Here is a 14,524-nt window from a genome sequence, read left to right as displayed (position 1 = left end):
ATGGACCTCATCCTGTGGCGTCATGCAGAGGCAGAAGACTGGCCCGAGGGTGACCCGCAGGGCGGAAGCGATCTTGAGCGCTCACTGACGGCGAGGGGTGAGAAGCAGGCGGCCCGCATGGCCAACTGGCTGGACCGTCAGTTGCCCGAAGGCGCGCGCATTTTCGTCAGCCCGGCGCGGCGCTGCGAGCAGACCGCGCTGGCGTTGGGACGCAAATACAAAATCCGCAGTGAGCTGGCACCCGACGCCACGGTGGAGCAGTTGTTGGAACTGGTGCAATGGCCGTCGGCCAGGTCGCCGATCCTGTTGGTGGGCCACCAGCCCACACTGGGGCAAACCATTGCCCAGTTGCTTGGCTTGCAGGAAAGCGAATGCCCGGTCAAAAAGGGTGCGCTCTGGTGGCTTCGCAGCCGCGACCGGGACGGCCTTAACCAGACCGTTGTGGTCACTGTGCAGTCGCCTGAGGTTCTCTGATCGGTACTTGCCGGCACGGGTTGAGCTCGTGGTCGTCATCCTGGAGGGCTCCTACCTTGCGATCTCTTATCGCGCGAATACGGCATGCCCGTTGCGGTCATGCCAGCGGACAAAAAAACAGACCCAATACAGGCAAGTTTTCTCGGTGCCAAGGCTATAGTGCAAATACCGAACCCGCTCCCGAACCTGGTCCAGCAAGCGGGCAGACTGCAGCGGAGGATTGCGGGGTTTCACGGAATTTTTATAACTGTATAAATTCATAGCGTGTTGCCCTGAAATCCAGCGTGAAAGCGGCTTACAGGAGTTTTTGATGTCCAGATTAGATTGCAAGCGCCAGGTTATACGGCAGGTTTTGCGGCATACATTACGTTAGAGGTTACATTCGATGCCTCGTCGATCTGAGCTGAATGGGGTTGCGTCAGACATCGTCCGTTCATTCGTGAGCAGGAACAATGACGTGCGGGGATACTGGGCGCTGGGTATGCTGTATGTCTATGCCAAGGAACACAGTGACAACTTGCTCCCAATCCCGCTGATCCCTTTGGAATTGGCACCAAACATGGCACCAGTGGCATTTGTGGCAGGAAACTATGGCACCAAATTGCGCGCCATGATGGAGAGTCGAAAGCTTCCCAAATCATGGCTAACATCCGCATGCATTACTGTCCAGTTCGAATCGACCACCGCAAAGCCGCAGTTTTTCAGCACTCGCGCGAATGGTCGACCATTCCACTGCCAAATAGAAATTGAGGACGACCTTGGGCGAAAGCATGCCGCATCAGTTGCTGGTTGGTGTTCACCCCATGATTCGAATATTGAGAGACAAAGTACCCGCGCAAATGACCTCTAACAAATCGGCCCACATGGACAAGCAACTTCAGGTTGCCGCTTCGCGGCGTGTGTTGCATGCCAGTGGCCTCCAACGTTAGGCCGCATGGGCACGACTACCCACCTCCGCAATGCACTGAAGACGGACATCTTTCCGCGTCTCGTTGAGCTTGGCTTCTCGATTGATCAGCGCCACGCGCCGCACTTCATCGACTTTCGGCGCACCCGTGAAAATCAAGTCGACTTCATCGAGTTCCAGTGGGAGAAGTACGGCAGGCCCAGGTTCAAGCTGTCCTTCGGCGCGGTGAGTGCCAAAGGAACCATCGCCGACGGCATGCATACCTCGGCGCAGGACATTGGCCCAGGCCAGGCACCATGCTATGTCTGCCTGTACCCCACGGGCACCGGTTCCAGCACCCGACACTGGTTCTGCCAAGATGCGCCGCTATGGCTTCGAATCTTCGGCCGTCCGCCACGGCCAGCTTCCCTGATCACCGCAGAGTTGGCCGCTTTGCTGCCAGAGGTCGATGAATACTTGCTCAACGGTCGGCTTGGACCTCATTGCTTTGAACACCAGAATCCTCCCTTCGCGAATGCGGCCTAACCATTCCTTCAAGCGGACGCCTATCGGCGCCGCTTAAGTCAAACGTTAGGCGTCATATTCCACCTCACATAGAAAGAGTGCAACGCAATGAACTCTGTCAACCTTTCGGCAGTGCTATCAAGTGTTTCTGAACCATGGCAACCCGAAACGGTTGCGCACTTCAATGGCAACGAAGTCATGGTTGCCAAAGCCATGGGCTCGTACGCTTGGCACAAGCATGAAGACACAGACGATTTCTTCTTGGTACTCAAGGGCAGCATCACAATCGAAATGCGCAATCGCAGTGTTCACCTCGGCCCGGGAGAAATGTTCGTCGTTCCACGAGGCGTCGAGCATCGCCCAGTAGCCACTGAGGAGGCTCACTTCATACTTATCGAACCGCCGGGTACCGCGAAAGACGGAACTATGCTTGTCTAAAGTTTCCTTACCACGCCGCCGCCCGTCGTTCAGCTCAAACGTTCACCGCCAGAATAGAACCAATGATTCAAATCGTCCCCTTCTCTCCGGCTCACGCCGATGGTGTCGTGTCTGTGATCCTGCCGATTCAACAGTCCGAGTTCGAAATCCCGATCACACTGGAAGCACAACCAGACCTGCAGGACATTGCCGGCTTCTATCAGCATGGCATCGGCAACTTCTGGGTCGCCCTGGAGGCGGGAGCCGTTGTCGGCACACTTGCTCTGCTAGACATCGGAAACTGTCAGGCAGCTCTGCGCAAGATGTTCGTGGCCAGCTCGCATCGCGGGCCGGAGCATGGCGTCGCCAAGGAGCTGCTTCAAACGCTGCTCAGCTGGTGTCGTGCTCAAGGTGTACGAGAGGTCTTCCTGGGCACAACAGCCAAGTTCCTTGCCGCCCACAGGTTCTACGAGAAGAATGGCTTCCACGAGATGGTCAAAGAAGCTCTGCCAGAGAGCTTTCCCGTCATGGCTGTTGACACCAAGTTCTATGGGTTGTCACTGCAACGCAATGACGCCTAACCTTTCCATCGAGGGGACGTGCCCCGGCATGCCGGATCACGCCTCTCATTTCAAACGTTAGGGGATCTGAAAGCTTGAGTGCTTTGGTGCCCAGAGTACGTCGCGCGGCTCCCGGAGAAGAAGAGAAGAAGAGAAGAAGAGAAGAGGAGGGTTCATGTCAAACTTTAGACGTCACAAGGAATTCCATGCCGTTGCTCAAGTCGCTTGTTGCCTGGCTGGTCATACTTGCCCTGGCCGTTGCCAACGGAGCGCTTCGCGAGATCGTTCTGATTCCTGTTCTTGGAAAGACCGCTGGTCTGGTCATGAGCGGGGCGCTACTCTCCCTTTTCGTGATGCTTGTGTCTTTCGCCCTTGTTTGTCTCAGCCACGGCATCACAATCTTGCAAGGTCTTTGCGTTGGCGCTTCCTGGTTGTGTCTCACACTGGTCTTCGAGTTCAGCTTTGGCCGTTACGTTCAGCACAAGTCCTGGTCTGAGCTACTCGAAGCGTATGCGTTCAAAGACGGTAATATCTGGCCTGTTGTGCTTCTCGTCATTCTTCTGGCACCGCCGGCCGTAGTCCTTCTTCAGGCAAGATTGCAGCATGCAAACGGCAACGCCTGACCCTTCCTTCAAGCGGACCTCCCCACTGCAGGCCGCTTAAGTCAAACGTTAGGTGTCCAACTCGCATGACCAAGCGCACCAAGCCCTACCTGCTTCACGCGGCAATTCGTCCAGACGCGGATATTGACTACGAGTCCTACCCGTTCAGCATTCCCGCTGTACGCGAGATTGCCAACATCGACTTCCATCCCAACGTGACCTTCTTTGTCGGAGAGAACGGTTCGGGGAAGTCGACCGTCATGGAAGGCATCGCAGTCGCTCTTGGCTTCGGAGCTGAAGGCGGCACAAAGAATGTGCGCTTTCACTCTGCAGGCTCACTATCCGCACTTCACGACTGCTTGCGTCTGGCTCGCGGTGTTCCAAAACCTCGTGATGAGTATTTCCTTCGCGCCGAAAGTTTCTTCAATGTCGCGAGCTATATGGATGAAACTGGTTACCTGGAAGGCTACGGCGGCAAGTCCTTGCACACGCAGTCTCACGGTGAGTCCTTCATGGCGGTGCTTTTGAACAAGCTACGCGGCAACGGCATCTACCTCCTGGATGAGCCAGAAGCGGCTCTGTCGCCCAGCCGCCAACTCGCCGCACTCAGTGCCATTCACCAGCTTGTAGAGGATCACTCGCAGTTCATCATTGCAACGCACTCTCCGATACTTCTTTCCTATCCAAATGCGAAGATCATTCAGTTCGACAGGTCGGGAGTCAGTGAGGTCTCGTTCGAAGATACGGAGCACTTCGCTGTCACTCGGGACTTTCTCAACAACTATCCAAGGCGTCTCGAGCAACTGCTTCAAGATGACGTAGACACCTGACCATTCCGTCGAGCTGCGTGCCCTGGCAAGCCTGGCACGTGGTTCCTGTTAAACGTGAGATCGTAAACTCGCCCCTGCCATGACCGTTTCTCATCGAAAGCCCCAAGTCTGTGTACTCGGCAGCGCTGAGCCGGGTTCTAGCGCCTACGAGCTTGCCGGGCAAGCTGGTGAAGCGCTGGCCAAACTGGGCATTACCGTTGTAAGCGGGTGCGGCAGTCCCGCAACCCGAGTTGCTGCGGAGCGCGCAATTCAGGCTAACGGCCTGGTGCTCAGCATAGTGCCGCCAGACCAGATGCCCGAGCCGGATTGGCCCGCCACGGTGGTGCTCCCCTGTGGCATGGGAGATGCCCGCAATCTCTTGATGGCGCTTGCCGGCGATGCCTGCATCGTCATCGGTGGTCGCGCAGGCACCAAATCCGAGGTTCACCTGGCCTGGCTGCACAAGCGGCCTTTGCTTCCCCTGGTCGGCTGCGGCGGGTGGTCTGATGAACTACCGTCCAACCCTCCAGACGATCGGGCGAACTCCCGGATCCTGCCGTGGAGCACCATCGCCGAGCTGGAGGCAAATCTCCGCAGTCTTGGGTTGGTCAAAAATGCGGATTGACTTGGGGAACTGGTTCGGCAAGCGGGAGGGCAGATTGCAAGGGAGAACTGCGCGGTTTCATGGAGTTTTTATAACTGCATGAATTTGCAGTATTCTTCCTTGAAACCCGGCATGCAAGCGGACTGCAGGAGTTTTGAATGTATAGACCAGATCGCAAGCGCCAGGTTATACCGCAGGTTTTGCGGCATACATTACGTTAGGCCTCTGTGCGCGATTTTCTGAAATTCGTATTCGTTAACTGGCCTTCGCTAGTACTAGGCGCCGGTGCAATCTGGATCACATCACTTGCAGTTCAGAAGTCTGAACCGTCAACAAATAGGCTGCTTGCCAAAGTTGTCGGTCGCCTTGGTCTTTCAGTCTTGATAACACTCTTCTTATGGGGGCCGCCAGGCATGTTCCTCGGCCTTGTAGGAGGCGGTGTTGCCCCCTTCCTAGTCGGCCTATTGGTTGCTCCAGTCCTGGTTTACTGGGCTCTCTATCCACTTTTCGGCCCTGCACTAGAAAGGTATCTATCTGCAGATGCCCGTGTACCACCACGAAGTTCAAAAGAGGACCCTGACGATCAAGAGACCTAGCAGCCGTCGATTGCGAGAAACCATCGCATCCTTACCTTGCCATTCAAAGAGTTTGAGCAGCTACTAGAGAGCCACCTGATCTGGAAGTAGCGCCCTCCCCCAAGTTCTCAGTCGGCGCCAATCGAGGAAAAGCAATGAAAGTCAGTTCTGTCTTCATGCCGAGGCCTAACCCTTCCATCGAGAGGGGCGTCCAAGAGCTATCGCTCTTGGACGCCCCTCATGTCAAACGTTAGGCGCTCCAGAAATGCATTCCGTCCACACGAATCTTGCGAAGAGGGACATCACCATGGCCGTTTTTGCACGTTTGACGCGTCGAGGTCCTTTGCTGAAGGCTTGGGTGCTCTGGACGGTTGTTGTGGGTGGCGTCCTGGCGGTTGCGAAAGGCCTTCCGCAAGAGCCAGTCGAAGTGCTCGTACTTGCGATCTCTGCATCCCTGGGCTCGTTACTTTCAGTTGCTGTCTCTATCGTCTTCACGCTACTGCGCATTCGGAATGGATTAAAGGACGGCGATGGTGTGCTTGGCGAGCACGAATATGCGCTGACGGCAGACGGGCTGACGGAGAGGACTGCGGTCAATGAAACCTTGGCAAGATGGAGCGGAATACGAGGGGCGAACAAAACAAGAGCCTTCGCGTTCATCGAGATGCGAAGCGGGTCGTTTCACATCATCCCTCGTCGCTGTTTCAGGTCTCCGGCCCATGAGGCCGAGTTTTTATCCGAGCTTCAGCGCGGTGCGACAAGCAGTGCCTAGCCGGACACAAGCGCAAAACTCCGCGCTCTTGCGAGCGCGGGAAGATTCCTCGGTATAGCTTAAGAGCCGAGCGTGGGCCGGCCGGTCTTGATGGCGGGAACCTGCTCGAGCGCGGTCAGGAAAGCCGCATCGGAAATGCTGGCTAGCAACTTGATGCCTGCGCGCAGCAGTTCGCTTTTCTTGGCGGGGCGGGTGAGCTTGGCGGCGCGCTGCTTGAGGTCGTCCAACACCACGTATTCGGCTTTCGGAATGGTGAAGCTGTCGCGCACCAATTTTGGCTTTTTGGTCTTTTCCAGCTTTGCGGCTTTGGCGGGCTTGGCAGGCTTAGCGGTGGCCTGCGGTTTGGCCGCAGGCTTTTTGGCGCCGGCCTTTTTCACGATGGCTTTCTTGACCGTGCCTTTGCCGGTCGGGGCCTTGGCGGGGGACGCCTTTTTCGGGGCAGGCTTGGCAGCGGTTTTCACCGGTGCTTTGGGCGTGGCAGGTGCCGGTGCGGCGGGTTTCGCAGTTGCTTTTTTGCTGGTAGCCATGGATTGATCCTTTTTGGTGTGCGGTCAAATAAACCGTATATATAGTTTATACGGTTTGTTTAAAAACCGTCAAGACCTGGTCCGGCGAGGCAGAAGGAGGGTGCTCATGGGCCGGGCACAACCAGCGTCCACGGCGTTTTTTGCCACGCCAGGACCTCTTCCTGCAGCAGATGGGCCGATTGCGGGAAGGCCTGCGCCCAGCCGGGGCGGCAGTTCAGTACAAAGATTCTTCCGGGTTCAGCGCTGCTCTCAAGCTGAAGGCCTTTGAGGTCCGGGTCGCGCCGGGCGTGGCAGAGGATGACGGCCAGGCGCAGGCACAGCAGTTGCTGGATGAACACGCGGTCTTCGAAATTGACTTCAAGCTTGCGCAGCTTGCCGCGGTGGCCCAGCACCAGAAGGCTCAGGCGATGCAGTTCGGGCAGGGCAAAACCCGGCGCGTCGGCGTTGTCCAGGATGTAGGCGCCATGCTTGTGATAGTCGCTGTGCGAGATCTGGCTGCCGATCTCGTGCAGCTCTGCGGCCCATTCCAGCTTGCGCTGGAAGCGCTCCGACTCTGCGCGAGGCATGCCGGCACTGGCCATTGCGAACAACTGCCTGGCGACTTTGCTGACGCGCTGGGCCTGTGCGTTGTCGGTATTGAATTTGCTGGCCAGGCGCTGCACGGTGGTGGAGCGCAAATCGGTCAAATCCTGCTCACGGTCCACCAGGTCATAGAGCACACCGTGGCGCAAGGCGCCTTGTGCGGCTTCCATTTGCGCGATGCCCAGCAGGTCGAACACGGCCCTCAGCACGCTCACACCGCCGCCTATGACGGCGCGACGGTCGTCCTTCATGCCGTCGAGCTTGAGCCGGTCGGCGCTTTGCGCCTTGAGCAGCCGGTCCAGCAACCAGTCGAGGCCTTCTTGCGTGACCATACCCGCGGGCCAGCCCGAAGCTGTCAGTACGTCGCTGACGGCGCCAATCGTGCCGGAAGACCCATAGGCGGTGTCCCACGCATCGGCGCGGTAGATGTTGACGGCTTCGTCGAGAACTGCCTTGGCGGCGACCTCCGCTGTCTGGAAAGCACGTGGGGTGAACTGCCCGTCGGGGAAATACTTCATGGACCATGCCACGCTGCCGACACGGTAGGACTCCATGGTGCGCGCGTCCAGCCCCTTGCCGAGGATCATTTCGGTGGAGCGCCCGCCTATGTCCACCACCAGCCGGCGTTCATCGGACTGCGGCAGGAGGTGAGCAACGCCCTGGTAAATGAGGCGGGCTTCTTCACGGCCCGGGATGACGTCGATGGCAAAACCGAGGATCTTGTGGGCGCGCGCCAGGAATTCCTCGCGGTTGCGCGCTTCGCGCAGGGTCTGCGTGGCGACGGCGCGGACCTGGTACTTCTTGAAACCGGCCAGCCGTTCGCCGAAGCGCGCCAGGCAGTCCCAGCCTCGCTGCATGGCTTCCGGGGTCAGGTTGCGGTCGGCATCCAGCCCGTTGCCCTGGCGAACGGTTTCCTTGAGGTATTCGGTGCGGTGAATCTGGCCGGCATCAAAGCGGCCGATTTCCAGTCGAAAGCTGTTGGACCCGAGGTCTACAGCGGCGAGCAGCGTTCCATTTTGCATACCTGAGTTTAAGGGCTTGCCATAGCATTCGCGCGGGACTCGCATCAGCATTTCTGGGCCTGTGAACATTGTGTTTGCAAGATGCGTTGCGAGTCAAAAAGGCCATGAGCAAGGCGTAAAACGCAGGCGGGGTGAACCCCGTCAAGGCTTTGCAACGCCGCGCAGGGCCTTTTTGATCGCAACCCGGAGGGAATGGGGTGAAAACGGCGCCACTCCGCGTTGCACTCCTCACCCAGACTCCCGGTCTGGGATTCGTCACGCGCCTTGATTGGCGCCGTTTTCACCCCATTCGCATTTGCAAACACAGTGTTCACAGGCCCTGCTTATCCGACGAGCCGGCCATCGACCGTCATCATGCTTTGCGTGACGTAGGTGCCGCTCCTGCGCTGGGGGTTGAAGCTGATGCTGAATCCGCCGACGTCGAACTTTGTGCGGCGCTGGAAGGCGGCAAGAACGCTCTGGCGGTTCAAGGGGCCATCGACGTCATTGAGCACTTCGTAGGTGTAGCGTGCTGCAATGAATCCTGCCAGGCTCAGCGGCGTGGGCGGCTCGTCGAAGAGGCGCGAAAGCGTTTCACGGTAGCTTCTGACCACCGGAAGGCTGGCGTTGACCAGGGGCACCGGCTGGGTGGCGATGACCGGCGTGTTGCGCGCCGCGCCCATCTGCAGCATGGTTTGCAGGTTCACATCGGCCAATGCCACGACATAGCGCTGGCGAGCCTGCTTTTCCAGGCCCTGGGTGAATTCGGCGAGCTCCGGCGTTCCGCCCACAAAAAGCAGCACGGCGGGTGTACGGGGCGTGAGTTTCTGACCCAGTGCACGCAGGTCGTCTGTTCCGTTGAAGGGCTGCAGCTTCAGTTGCATGTCCAGGGCGATGCGCTCGACGTCCGTGTGATAGGCGGCATGGTCCTGTGCTGTGGCGTAAATCGCACCCAGCTCCTTGAGGCCCATGGTCGAAAGGCTCTTGAGCGCATAGGCAATCTGTTCCTGGCGCGCGGCGAAGATGGGAAAGGTCTTGTCGTCGATTTCGAGGCTGGAGTTTTGCAGCCACGGGGCGGCATGGGGGATGCCCAGCCCGCCCTGGCGGGACAGCGCCACGATCTGGCTGGCAACCTGGTCGCCGACACTGCCGGAAAGCACCATGCAGAGGGGGTTGTCCTTGACCGAGTCCAGTGCCGTGCGCAGGCTTGCGGGGGTGCCGTCCGTTTCCAGCGCCAGGTGCTGGACCTGCCTGCCGCGGACGCCGCCGCGCAAGTTGATGTCCTGCCAGGCGGCGCGTGAGCCGATCAGGAAGTCCTTGGACACATCCTGCTGCGCCTGGGAAAAATCAACCGGCTGGGCCACGACAACGCTGCGCGATGAGGCGCCCTTGCCGGGCTGAGCCCAGGCCGGGCTTGTAATTGCTGCGGCGACCAGGCCGGCGCGACGCAGCAGCCGGCGGCGACTGACTAAAGGTAAAGGCATTTGAGCTGGCATGGATGTTCCCCGGTGCGAGGTGGCTCGCCGTGCATGGATTGCTATTAAAACAATAGCTGCTTGCGCTGGCTCCATAAGGGATGGAACACGAAATTGCACAAATTCAATAAAAAACGGGTCAAACCTTCCGGCTTGACCCGTTCCAGCACCCGTGGGCTTACTTGGCGGGTGGGATCAGCACGCTGTCCACAATGTGAACGACGCCATTGGTGGCGGAAATGTCGGCGGTCTGGACCATGGCGTCCTCGATGGTGACGAATTCTCCGGCCTTGGAGAGCGCCACATTGGCGCCATTGACGGTTTTGGCGTTGCCGTTTTTGACGTCGGCAGCCATTACCTTGCCGGGAATGAGGTGGTAGGCCAGAACCGCCTTGAGCTTGGCCGGGTCTTTGGCGAGCTCGTCCATGGTTTTGGCTGGCACTTTGGCGAAGGCCGCGTTGGTGGGCGCGAACACGGTGTAGGGGCCGGTGCCCTTGAGTGTGTCGGTCAGCCCGGCTTTGGCTACCAGGCCATTGAGGGTGCTGAGCTGCGATTGGGTGGCAATCGTGTCTGCCACGGACACCGGGGTGGAGGTGGTGGCGCAGCCGGCGAGGGCGGCAACGGCGGTGGCGAGGACCAGAAAGCGGCGGTTCAACATGAAAGATTCTCCTGATTAATCCTGATTAAGACGAGGCCAAGGGTAGGAGAACCCGGTGACAGATTCGTGACGGTAATTTGAAGGTTTTGTGACGCTATAGAGGGACGGCAGCCCACCGGGAGGCTGTCATATTTGTCACATCCTTGTCACACAAGATTCCTACAGTCGACGCATCTTTCCGATCAATCCCAACCAGTTTCGACCAATCCCAACCCAAGAGGTGTTCTGATGAACCTGACTTTCAAAGCTTCCCTGACTACTGTGATGGGCGTTGCCCTCGCGTCGTTCGCCACGCTGGCTGCAGCCCAGGACGTGACAGGCGCCGGCGCCAGCTTCCCCGCCCCCCTGTATTCCAAGTGGGCCGCTGATTACAACAAGGCTACCAGCGTCAAGATCAATTACCAGTCGGTGGGTTCCGGCGCCGGTTTGCGCCAGATTGAAGCCAAAACCGTCGATTTCGGCGCTTCCGATGCGCCCCTGAAAGACGAAGAACTGGCCAAAAAAGGCCTGATGCAATTCCCCACGGTGATCGGCGGCGTCATTCCTGTGGTCAATATCAAGGGCATCACCCCCGGTCAGCTCAAGCTGAGCGGCCAGGTGCTGGGCGACATCTACCTCGGCAAGATCACCAAGTGGACCGATCCGGCCATCAAGGCCCTGAACCCCACGCTGCCCCTGCCTGACGCCGCCATCGCACCGGTTCGCCGTGCCGACGGCTCCGGCACCAGCTTTATCTTCACCAATTACCTGAGCAAGGTGAATGCCGAGTGGAAGTCCAAAGTGGGCGAGGGCACCGCAGTGAACTGGCCAGTGGGCGCAGGCGGCAAGGGCAATGAAGGTGTGGCGGCATTCGTCGGTCGTCTGCCCAACTCGATCGGCTACGTGGAATACGCTTACGTCAAGCAGAACAAGATGACCTTTGCCCAGCTGAAGAATGCGGCCGGCAATTTCGTGTCGCCGGAAGATGGCGCCTTCAAGGCTGCTGCAGCGGGTGCCGAATGGTCCAAGAGCTTCTACCAGATCCTGACCGAGCAGCCCGGCAAGGATTCGTGGCCCATCACCGGCGCTACTTTCATCCTGATGCAGAAAGTCCAGGACAAGCCTGCCCAGGCCGCCGCTTCGCTCAAGTTCTTTGAGTGGGCTTACAAAAACGGCGACAAAACCGCCGACGACCTGGACTACGTGCCCATGCCTGCCGCTGTGAAGACCATCATCGAAAAAGCCTGGGGCGACATCAAGGATGCATCGGGCAAGACGGTTGCCTACAAGTAAGCACAGCCAGCTGATTTTTCCCAGTCGTTACACACCATAGGGGTTTCTCACGTGTCCTCTACACTTCCGGCTAGCCGGGCCGCTTTTGACCACCCGGCAAAAGCGACCGGACGCGCTATGACCAATCCTCCTCCTGGCAGCACTGTGCGCAGAAGCCCCCTGGCAGACCGGCTTTTCGGCTGGGCTGCGCAGGGCGCGGCCTGGCTGACACTGGCCCTGCTGGCCGGCATCCTGGTTTCCCTCGTCATCGGGGCGTGGCCGGCGATCAGCAAATACGGCCTCGGCTTCCTGACGAGCAGCGTCTGGGACCCTGTCAAGGGCGAGTACGGTGGGCTGGTCATGATTTACGGCACCATTGCCACATCACTGATCGCACTGCTCATCGCGGTGCCGGTGAGCTTCGGCATTGCGCTGTTCCTGACCGAGTTGTCGCCCGCATGGCTCAAAAGGCCGCTGGGCACCGCCATCGAGCTGCTCGCCGCCGTGCCGTCCATCGTCTACGGCATGTGGGGCCTGCTGGTGTTCGGCCCCATCCTGGCCACTTACGTGCAGCAGCCGCTGCAAAGCATGCTGAGCGGCGTGCCTTATCTGGGCGCACTGGTGTCTGGCCCTCCTGTGGGCATCGGTATTTTGTCGGCCGGCATCATCCTGGCCATCATGATCATTCCTTTCATTGCCTCGGTGATGCGGGACGTGTTCGAGGTCACGCCGGTGCTGCTCAAGGAGTCCGCCTATGGGCTGGGCTCCACCACCTGGGAAGTTGTCTCCAAGGTCGTGCTTCCCTACACCAAAGCCGGTGTGGTGGGCGGCATCATGCTGGGCCTGGGCCGCGCACTGGGCGAAACCATGGCGGTGACCTTCGTCATCGGCAATTTCAACCAGCTCGATTCGCTGAGCCTCTTTCAGGCCGCCAACAGCATCACGTCGGCACTGGCCAACGAGTTCGCTGAAGCCGGCGAGGGCCTGCACCAGGCGGCGCTGATCTACCTGGGCCTGGTGCTGTTCTTCATCACGTTTGTCGTGCTGTCGCTGTCCAAGCTGCTGCTGGCCCAACTGCGAAAGAGTGAAGGGGTGAAAACATGAGTACCGCGGCACACGACGCGCGCCTGGCCAAGTTCGCCAGCCGCAAGCGGGTCAACCGGATCGCGTTGGTCCTCTCCCTGGCGGCCATGTCCTTCGGCCTGTTCTGGCTGGCATGGATTTTGTGGGAAACCATACGCCTGGGCGTGGGCGGGCTTTCGCTGGCCACGCTGACGCAGATGACGCCGGCACCCAATGAAGAGGGCGGTATCGCCAACGCGATTTACGGCTCCTTCCTCATGGTGCTGCTGGCCACCTTTGTGGGCACGCCGATCGGCATCATGGCGGGCATCTACCTGGCCGAGTACAACACCAAGGGCATGCTGGCGTCTGTGACGCGCTTTGTCAACGACATCCTGCTGTCCGCGCCGTCCATCGTGATCGGCTTGTTTGTCTACACGGTCGTCGTGTCGCAGTTCAAGTCCTATTCGGGCTGGGCCGGTGTCCTGGCGCTGGCGCTGATCGTTATTCCCGTGGTGATTCGCACGACGGAAAACATGCTGCAGCTGGTGCCGCCGGGCCTGCGTGAAGCGGCTTACGCCCTGGGTGCGCCGAAGTGGAAGGTGATCACCAGCATCACGCTGCGCGCCGCACGCGCCGGCGTGACGACCGGCATTCTGCTGGCCGTGGCGCGGATTGCCGGTGAAACAGCGCCGTTGCTCTTCACCGCGCTGAACAACCAGTTCTGGACGTCTGACCTGAGCCAGCCCATGGCCAGCCTGCCCGTGACGATCTTCAAGTTTGCGCTGAGCCCTTATGAGAACTGGCAGCAGCTGGCATGGGCAGGCGTGTTCCTGATCACCATGGCCGTGCTTGGCCTGAACATCCTGGCGCGCGTGCTGACACGCGCCAAAAACTGACAGGCTGACGCCTTTCCTTTAGACCACACAACACAACAAGGTCACAGATGGATACCCCTACTGCATCACGCGAACAATCGAAAATCTCGGTCAAAAACCTCGACTTCTATTACGGCAAGTTCCACGCCCTCAAAAGCATCAACCTGGAAATTCCCGAGAAGAAGGTCACTGCTTTCATCGGCCCCTCGGGCTGCGGCAAGTCCACGCTTCTGCGCATTTTCAACCGCATGTATGAGCTCTATCCCGAGCAGCGCGCCGAAGGTGAAATCATGTTCGACGGCGAGAACCTGCTGACGTCCAAAAAAGACGTGGCGCTGATCCGCTCCAAGGTCGGCATGGTGTTCCAGAAGCCCACGCCTTTCCCGATGTCGATCTACGACAACATCGCCTTTGGTGTGAAGTTGTTCGAAAGCCTGAACGCCTCGGACATGGATGAGCGTGTGGAATGGGCCCTGCGCAAGGCCGCGCTGTGGACGGAAGTCAAGGACAAGCTGAACCAGAGCGGCTCAAGCCTCTCGGGCGGCCAGCAGCAACGCCTGTGCATCGCCCGCGGCATCGCCATCAAGCCTGAAGTATTGCTGCTGGACGAGCCTTGTTCGGCGCTGGACCCGATCTCCACCGCCAAGGTGGAAGAGCTGATTGCCGAGCTCAAGAACGAATACACGGTGGTCATCGTGACGCACAACATGCAGCAGGCTGCCCGCTGCAGTGATTACACCGCCTATATGTACCTGGGCGACCTGGTTGAATTTGGCGCAACCGAAGACTTGTTCTTCAAGCCAAAACGTAAAGAAACCGAAGACTACATCACCGGCCGTTTCGGCTGATACGGATTAGGGAGCACA

General features: G+C 59.0%; 16 protein-coding genes. 12 read left to right on the top strand and 4 right to left on the bottom strand.

Features of this window, described 5'->3' with window-relative positions:
- The 8 genes from AC1DU8_RS11630 (at position 1) to AC1DU8_RS11595 (ending at position 6,224) form a co-directional block, all read left to right on the top strand.
- Positions 1-474, top strand: coding sequence for a SixA phosphatase family protein (locus AC1DU8_RS11630; RefSeq protein ID WP_477726774.1), 474 nt, complete (start codon positions 1-3; stop codon positions 472-474).
- Between the two features lie 934 nt (positions 475-1,408).
- Positions 1,409-1,906 (top strand): hypothetical protein, encoded by a 498-nt coding sequence (locus AC1DU8_RS11625; protein ID WP_477726773.1) that lies wholly within the window; start codon positions 1,409-1,411, stop codon positions 1,904-1,906.
- Positions 1,907-1,993: 87 nt separating this feature from the next.
- Positions 1,994-2,323, top strand: coding sequence for a cupin domain-containing protein (locus tag AC1DU8_RS11620; protein ID WP_477686541.1), 330 nt, complete (start codon positions 1,994-1,996; stop codon positions 2,321-2,323).
- Positions 2,324-2,385: 62 nt separating this feature from the next.
- The gene (locus AC1DU8_RS11615; RefSeq protein WP_477667221.1) at positions 2,386-2,883 is read left to right on the top strand and encodes a GNAT family N-acetyltransferase; all 498 of its coding nucleotides are present in this window, start codon (positions 2,386-2,388) and stop codon (positions 2,881-2,883) included.
- A gap of 185 nt (positions 2,884-3,068) precedes the next feature.
- Positions 3,069-3,485: a hypothetical protein gene (locus AC1DU8_RS11610; protein ID WP_477726772.1), complete on the top strand. Its 417-nt coding sequence runs from the start codon at positions 3,069-3,071 to the stop codon at positions 3,483-3,485.
- 65 nt (positions 3,486-3,550) lie between these two features.
- Positions 3,551-4,294, top strand: coding sequence for an AAA family ATPase (locus AC1DU8_RS11605; protein ID WP_457278665.1), 744 nt, complete (start codon positions 3,551-3,553; stop codon positions 4,292-4,294).
- Positions 4,295-4,373: 79 nt separating this feature from the next.
- The gene (locus tag AC1DU8_RS11600; protein ID WP_457278664.1) at positions 4,374-4,898 is read left to right on the top strand and encodes an SLOG cluster 4 domain-containing protein; all 525 of its coding nucleotides are present in this window, start codon (positions 4,374-4,376) and stop codon (positions 4,896-4,898) included.
- 861 nt (positions 4,899-5,759) lie between these two features.
- Positions 5,760-6,224 carry a YcxB family protein gene (locus tag AC1DU8_RS11595; protein WP_477726771.1) on the top strand — a complete coding sequence of 155 codons (465 nt, stop codon included), beginning with the start codon at positions 5,760-5,762 and terminating at the stop codon, positions 6,222-6,224.
- A 59-nt stretch (positions 6,225-6,283) separates the two neighbouring features.
- On the opposite strand, the gene AC1DU8_RS11590 is transcribed toward AC1DU8_RS11595, so the two are convergent.
- The 4 genes from AC1DU8_RS11590 to AC1DU8_RS11575 all read right to left on the bottom strand — a co-directional run bounded on the left by AC1DU8_RS11590 (position 6,284) and on the right by AC1DU8_RS11575 (position 10,467).
- On the bottom strand, positions 6,284-6,751 hold the full coding sequence (locus tag AC1DU8_RS11590) for a hypothetical protein (protein ID WP_477726770.1): 468 nt from the start codon (positions 6,749-6,751) through the stop codon (positions 6,284-6,286).
- A 104-nt stretch (positions 6,752-6,855) separates the two neighbouring features.
- The gene (gene ppx, locus AC1DU8_RS11585) at positions 6,856-8,355 is read right to left on the bottom strand and encodes an exopolyphosphatase (protein WP_477726769.1); all 1,500 of its coding nucleotides are present in this window, start codon (positions 8,353-8,355) and stop codon (positions 6,856-6,858) included.
- Positions 8,356-8,678: 323 nt separating this feature from the next.
- Positions 8,679-9,818 (bottom strand): ABC transporter substrate-binding protein, encoded by a 1,140-nt coding sequence (locus tag AC1DU8_RS11580; RefSeq protein ID WP_477726768.1) that lies wholly within the window; start codon positions 9,816-9,818, stop codon positions 8,679-8,681.
- Positions 9,819-9,987: 169 nt separating this feature from the next.
- A complete protein-coding gene (locus tag AC1DU8_RS11575; protein WP_457278659.1) occupies positions 9,988-10,467 on the bottom strand; it encodes a fasciclin domain-containing protein in 480 nt (159 codons plus the stop codon).
- Between the two features lie 228 nt (positions 10,468-10,695).
- Between AC1DU8_RS11575 and pstS the strand changes: the two genes are divergently transcribed.
- The 4 genes from pstS (at position 10,696) to pstB (ending at position 14,506) form a co-directional block, all read left to right on the top strand.
- Positions 10,696-11,739: a phosphate ABC transporter substrate-binding protein PstS gene (gene pstS, locus AC1DU8_RS11570; protein ID WP_457278658.1), complete on the top strand. Its 1,044-nt coding sequence runs from the start codon at positions 10,696-10,698 to the stop codon at positions 11,737-11,739.
- Between the two features lie 117 nt (positions 11,740-11,856).
- The gene (gene pstC / locus AC1DU8_RS11565) at positions 11,857-12,822 is read left to right on the top strand and encodes a phosphate ABC transporter permease subunit PstC (protein WP_477667228.1); all 966 of its coding nucleotides are present in this window, start codon (positions 11,857-11,859) and stop codon (positions 12,820-12,822) included.
- The gene (gene pstA, locus AC1DU8_RS11560; RefSeq protein WP_457278656.1) at positions 12,819-13,679 is read left to right on the top strand and encodes a phosphate ABC transporter permease PstA; all 861 of its coding nucleotides are present in this window, start codon (positions 12,819-12,821) and stop codon (positions 13,677-13,679) included. Before pstC ends, pstA begins: the two co-directional genes overlap by 4 nt.
- 47 nt (positions 13,680-13,726) lie before the next feature.
- Positions 13,727-14,506, top strand: a complete 780-nt coding sequence (gene pstB / locus AC1DU8_RS11555; protein WP_457278655.1) for a phosphate ABC transporter ATP-binding protein PstB — start codon at positions 13,727-13,729, stop codon at positions 14,504-14,506.
- Positions 14,507-14,524: the final 18 nt, after the last annotated feature.

This window comes from Polaromonas sp. P3_A5, assembly GCF_056403055.1.
This window is presented reverse-complemented; position numbering and strand designations above follow the sequence as displayed.

What these genes read in the sequence shown, in the direction of transcription:
- AC1DU8_RS11630 (WP_477726774.1), top strand. Translation starts at nt 1, where the DNA reads ATGGACCTCATCCTGTGGCGTCATGCAGAGGCAGAAGACTGGCCCGAG.
- AC1DU8_RS11625 (WP_477726773.1), top strand. Translation starts at nt 1,409, where the DNA reads ATGGGCACGACTACCCACCTCCGCAATGCACTGAAGACGGACATCTTT.
- AC1DU8_RS11620 (WP_477686541.1), top strand. Translation starts at nt 1,994, where the DNA reads ATGAACTCTGTCAACCTTTCGGCAGTGCTATCAAGTGTTTCTGAACCA.
- AC1DU8_RS11615 (WP_477667221.1), top strand. Translation starts at nt 2,386, where the DNA reads ATGATTCAAATCGTCCCCTTCTCTCCGGCTCACGCCGATGGTGTCGTG.
- AC1DU8_RS11610 (WP_477726772.1), top strand. Translation starts at nt 3,069, where the DNA reads ATGCCGTTGCTCAAGTCGCTTGTTGCCTGGCTGGTCATACTTGCCCTG.
- AC1DU8_RS11605 (WP_457278665.1), top strand. Translation starts at nt 3,551, where the DNA reads ATGACCAAGCGCACCAAGCCCTACCTGCTTCACGCGGCAATTCGTCCA.
- AC1DU8_RS11600 (WP_457278664.1), top strand. Translation starts at nt 4,374, where the DNA reads ATGACCGTTTCTCATCGAAAGCCCCAAGTCTGTGTACTCGGCAGCGCT.
- AC1DU8_RS11595 (WP_477726771.1), top strand. Translation starts at nt 5,760, where the DNA reads ATGGCCGTTTTTGCACGTTTGACGCGTCGAGGTCCTTTGCTGAAGGCT.
- AC1DU8_RS11590 (WP_477726770.1), bottom strand. Translation starts at nt 6,751, where the DNA reads ATGGCTACCAGCAAAAAAGCAACTGCGAAACCCGCCGCACCGGCACCT.
- ppx (WP_477726769.1), bottom strand. Translation starts at nt 8,355, where the DNA reads ATGCAAAATGGAACGCTGCTCGCCGCTGTAGACCTCGGGTCCAACAGC.
- AC1DU8_RS11580 (WP_477726768.1), bottom strand. Translation starts at nt 9,818, where the DNA reads ATGCCTTTACCTTTAGTCAGTCGCCGCCGGCTGCTGCGTCGCGCCGGC.
- AC1DU8_RS11575 (WP_457278659.1), bottom strand. Translation starts at nt 10,467, where the DNA reads ATGTTGAACCGCCGCTTTCTGGTCCTCGCCACCGCCGTTGCCGCCCTC.
- pstS (WP_457278658.1), top strand. Translation starts at nt 10,696, where the DNA reads ATGAACCTGACTTTCAAAGCTTCCCTGACTACTGTGATGGGCGTTGCC.
- pstC (WP_477667228.1), top strand. Translation starts at nt 11,857, where the DNA reads ATGACCAATCCTCCTCCTGGCAGCACTGTGCGCAGAAGCCCCCTGGCA.
- pstA (WP_457278656.1), top strand. Translation starts at nt 12,819, where the DNA reads ATGAGTACCGCGGCACACGACGCGCGCCTGGCCAAGTTCGCCAGCCGC.
- pstB (WP_457278655.1), top strand. Translation starts at nt 13,727, where the DNA reads ATGGATACCCCTACTGCATCACGCGAACAATCGAAAATCTCGGTCAAA.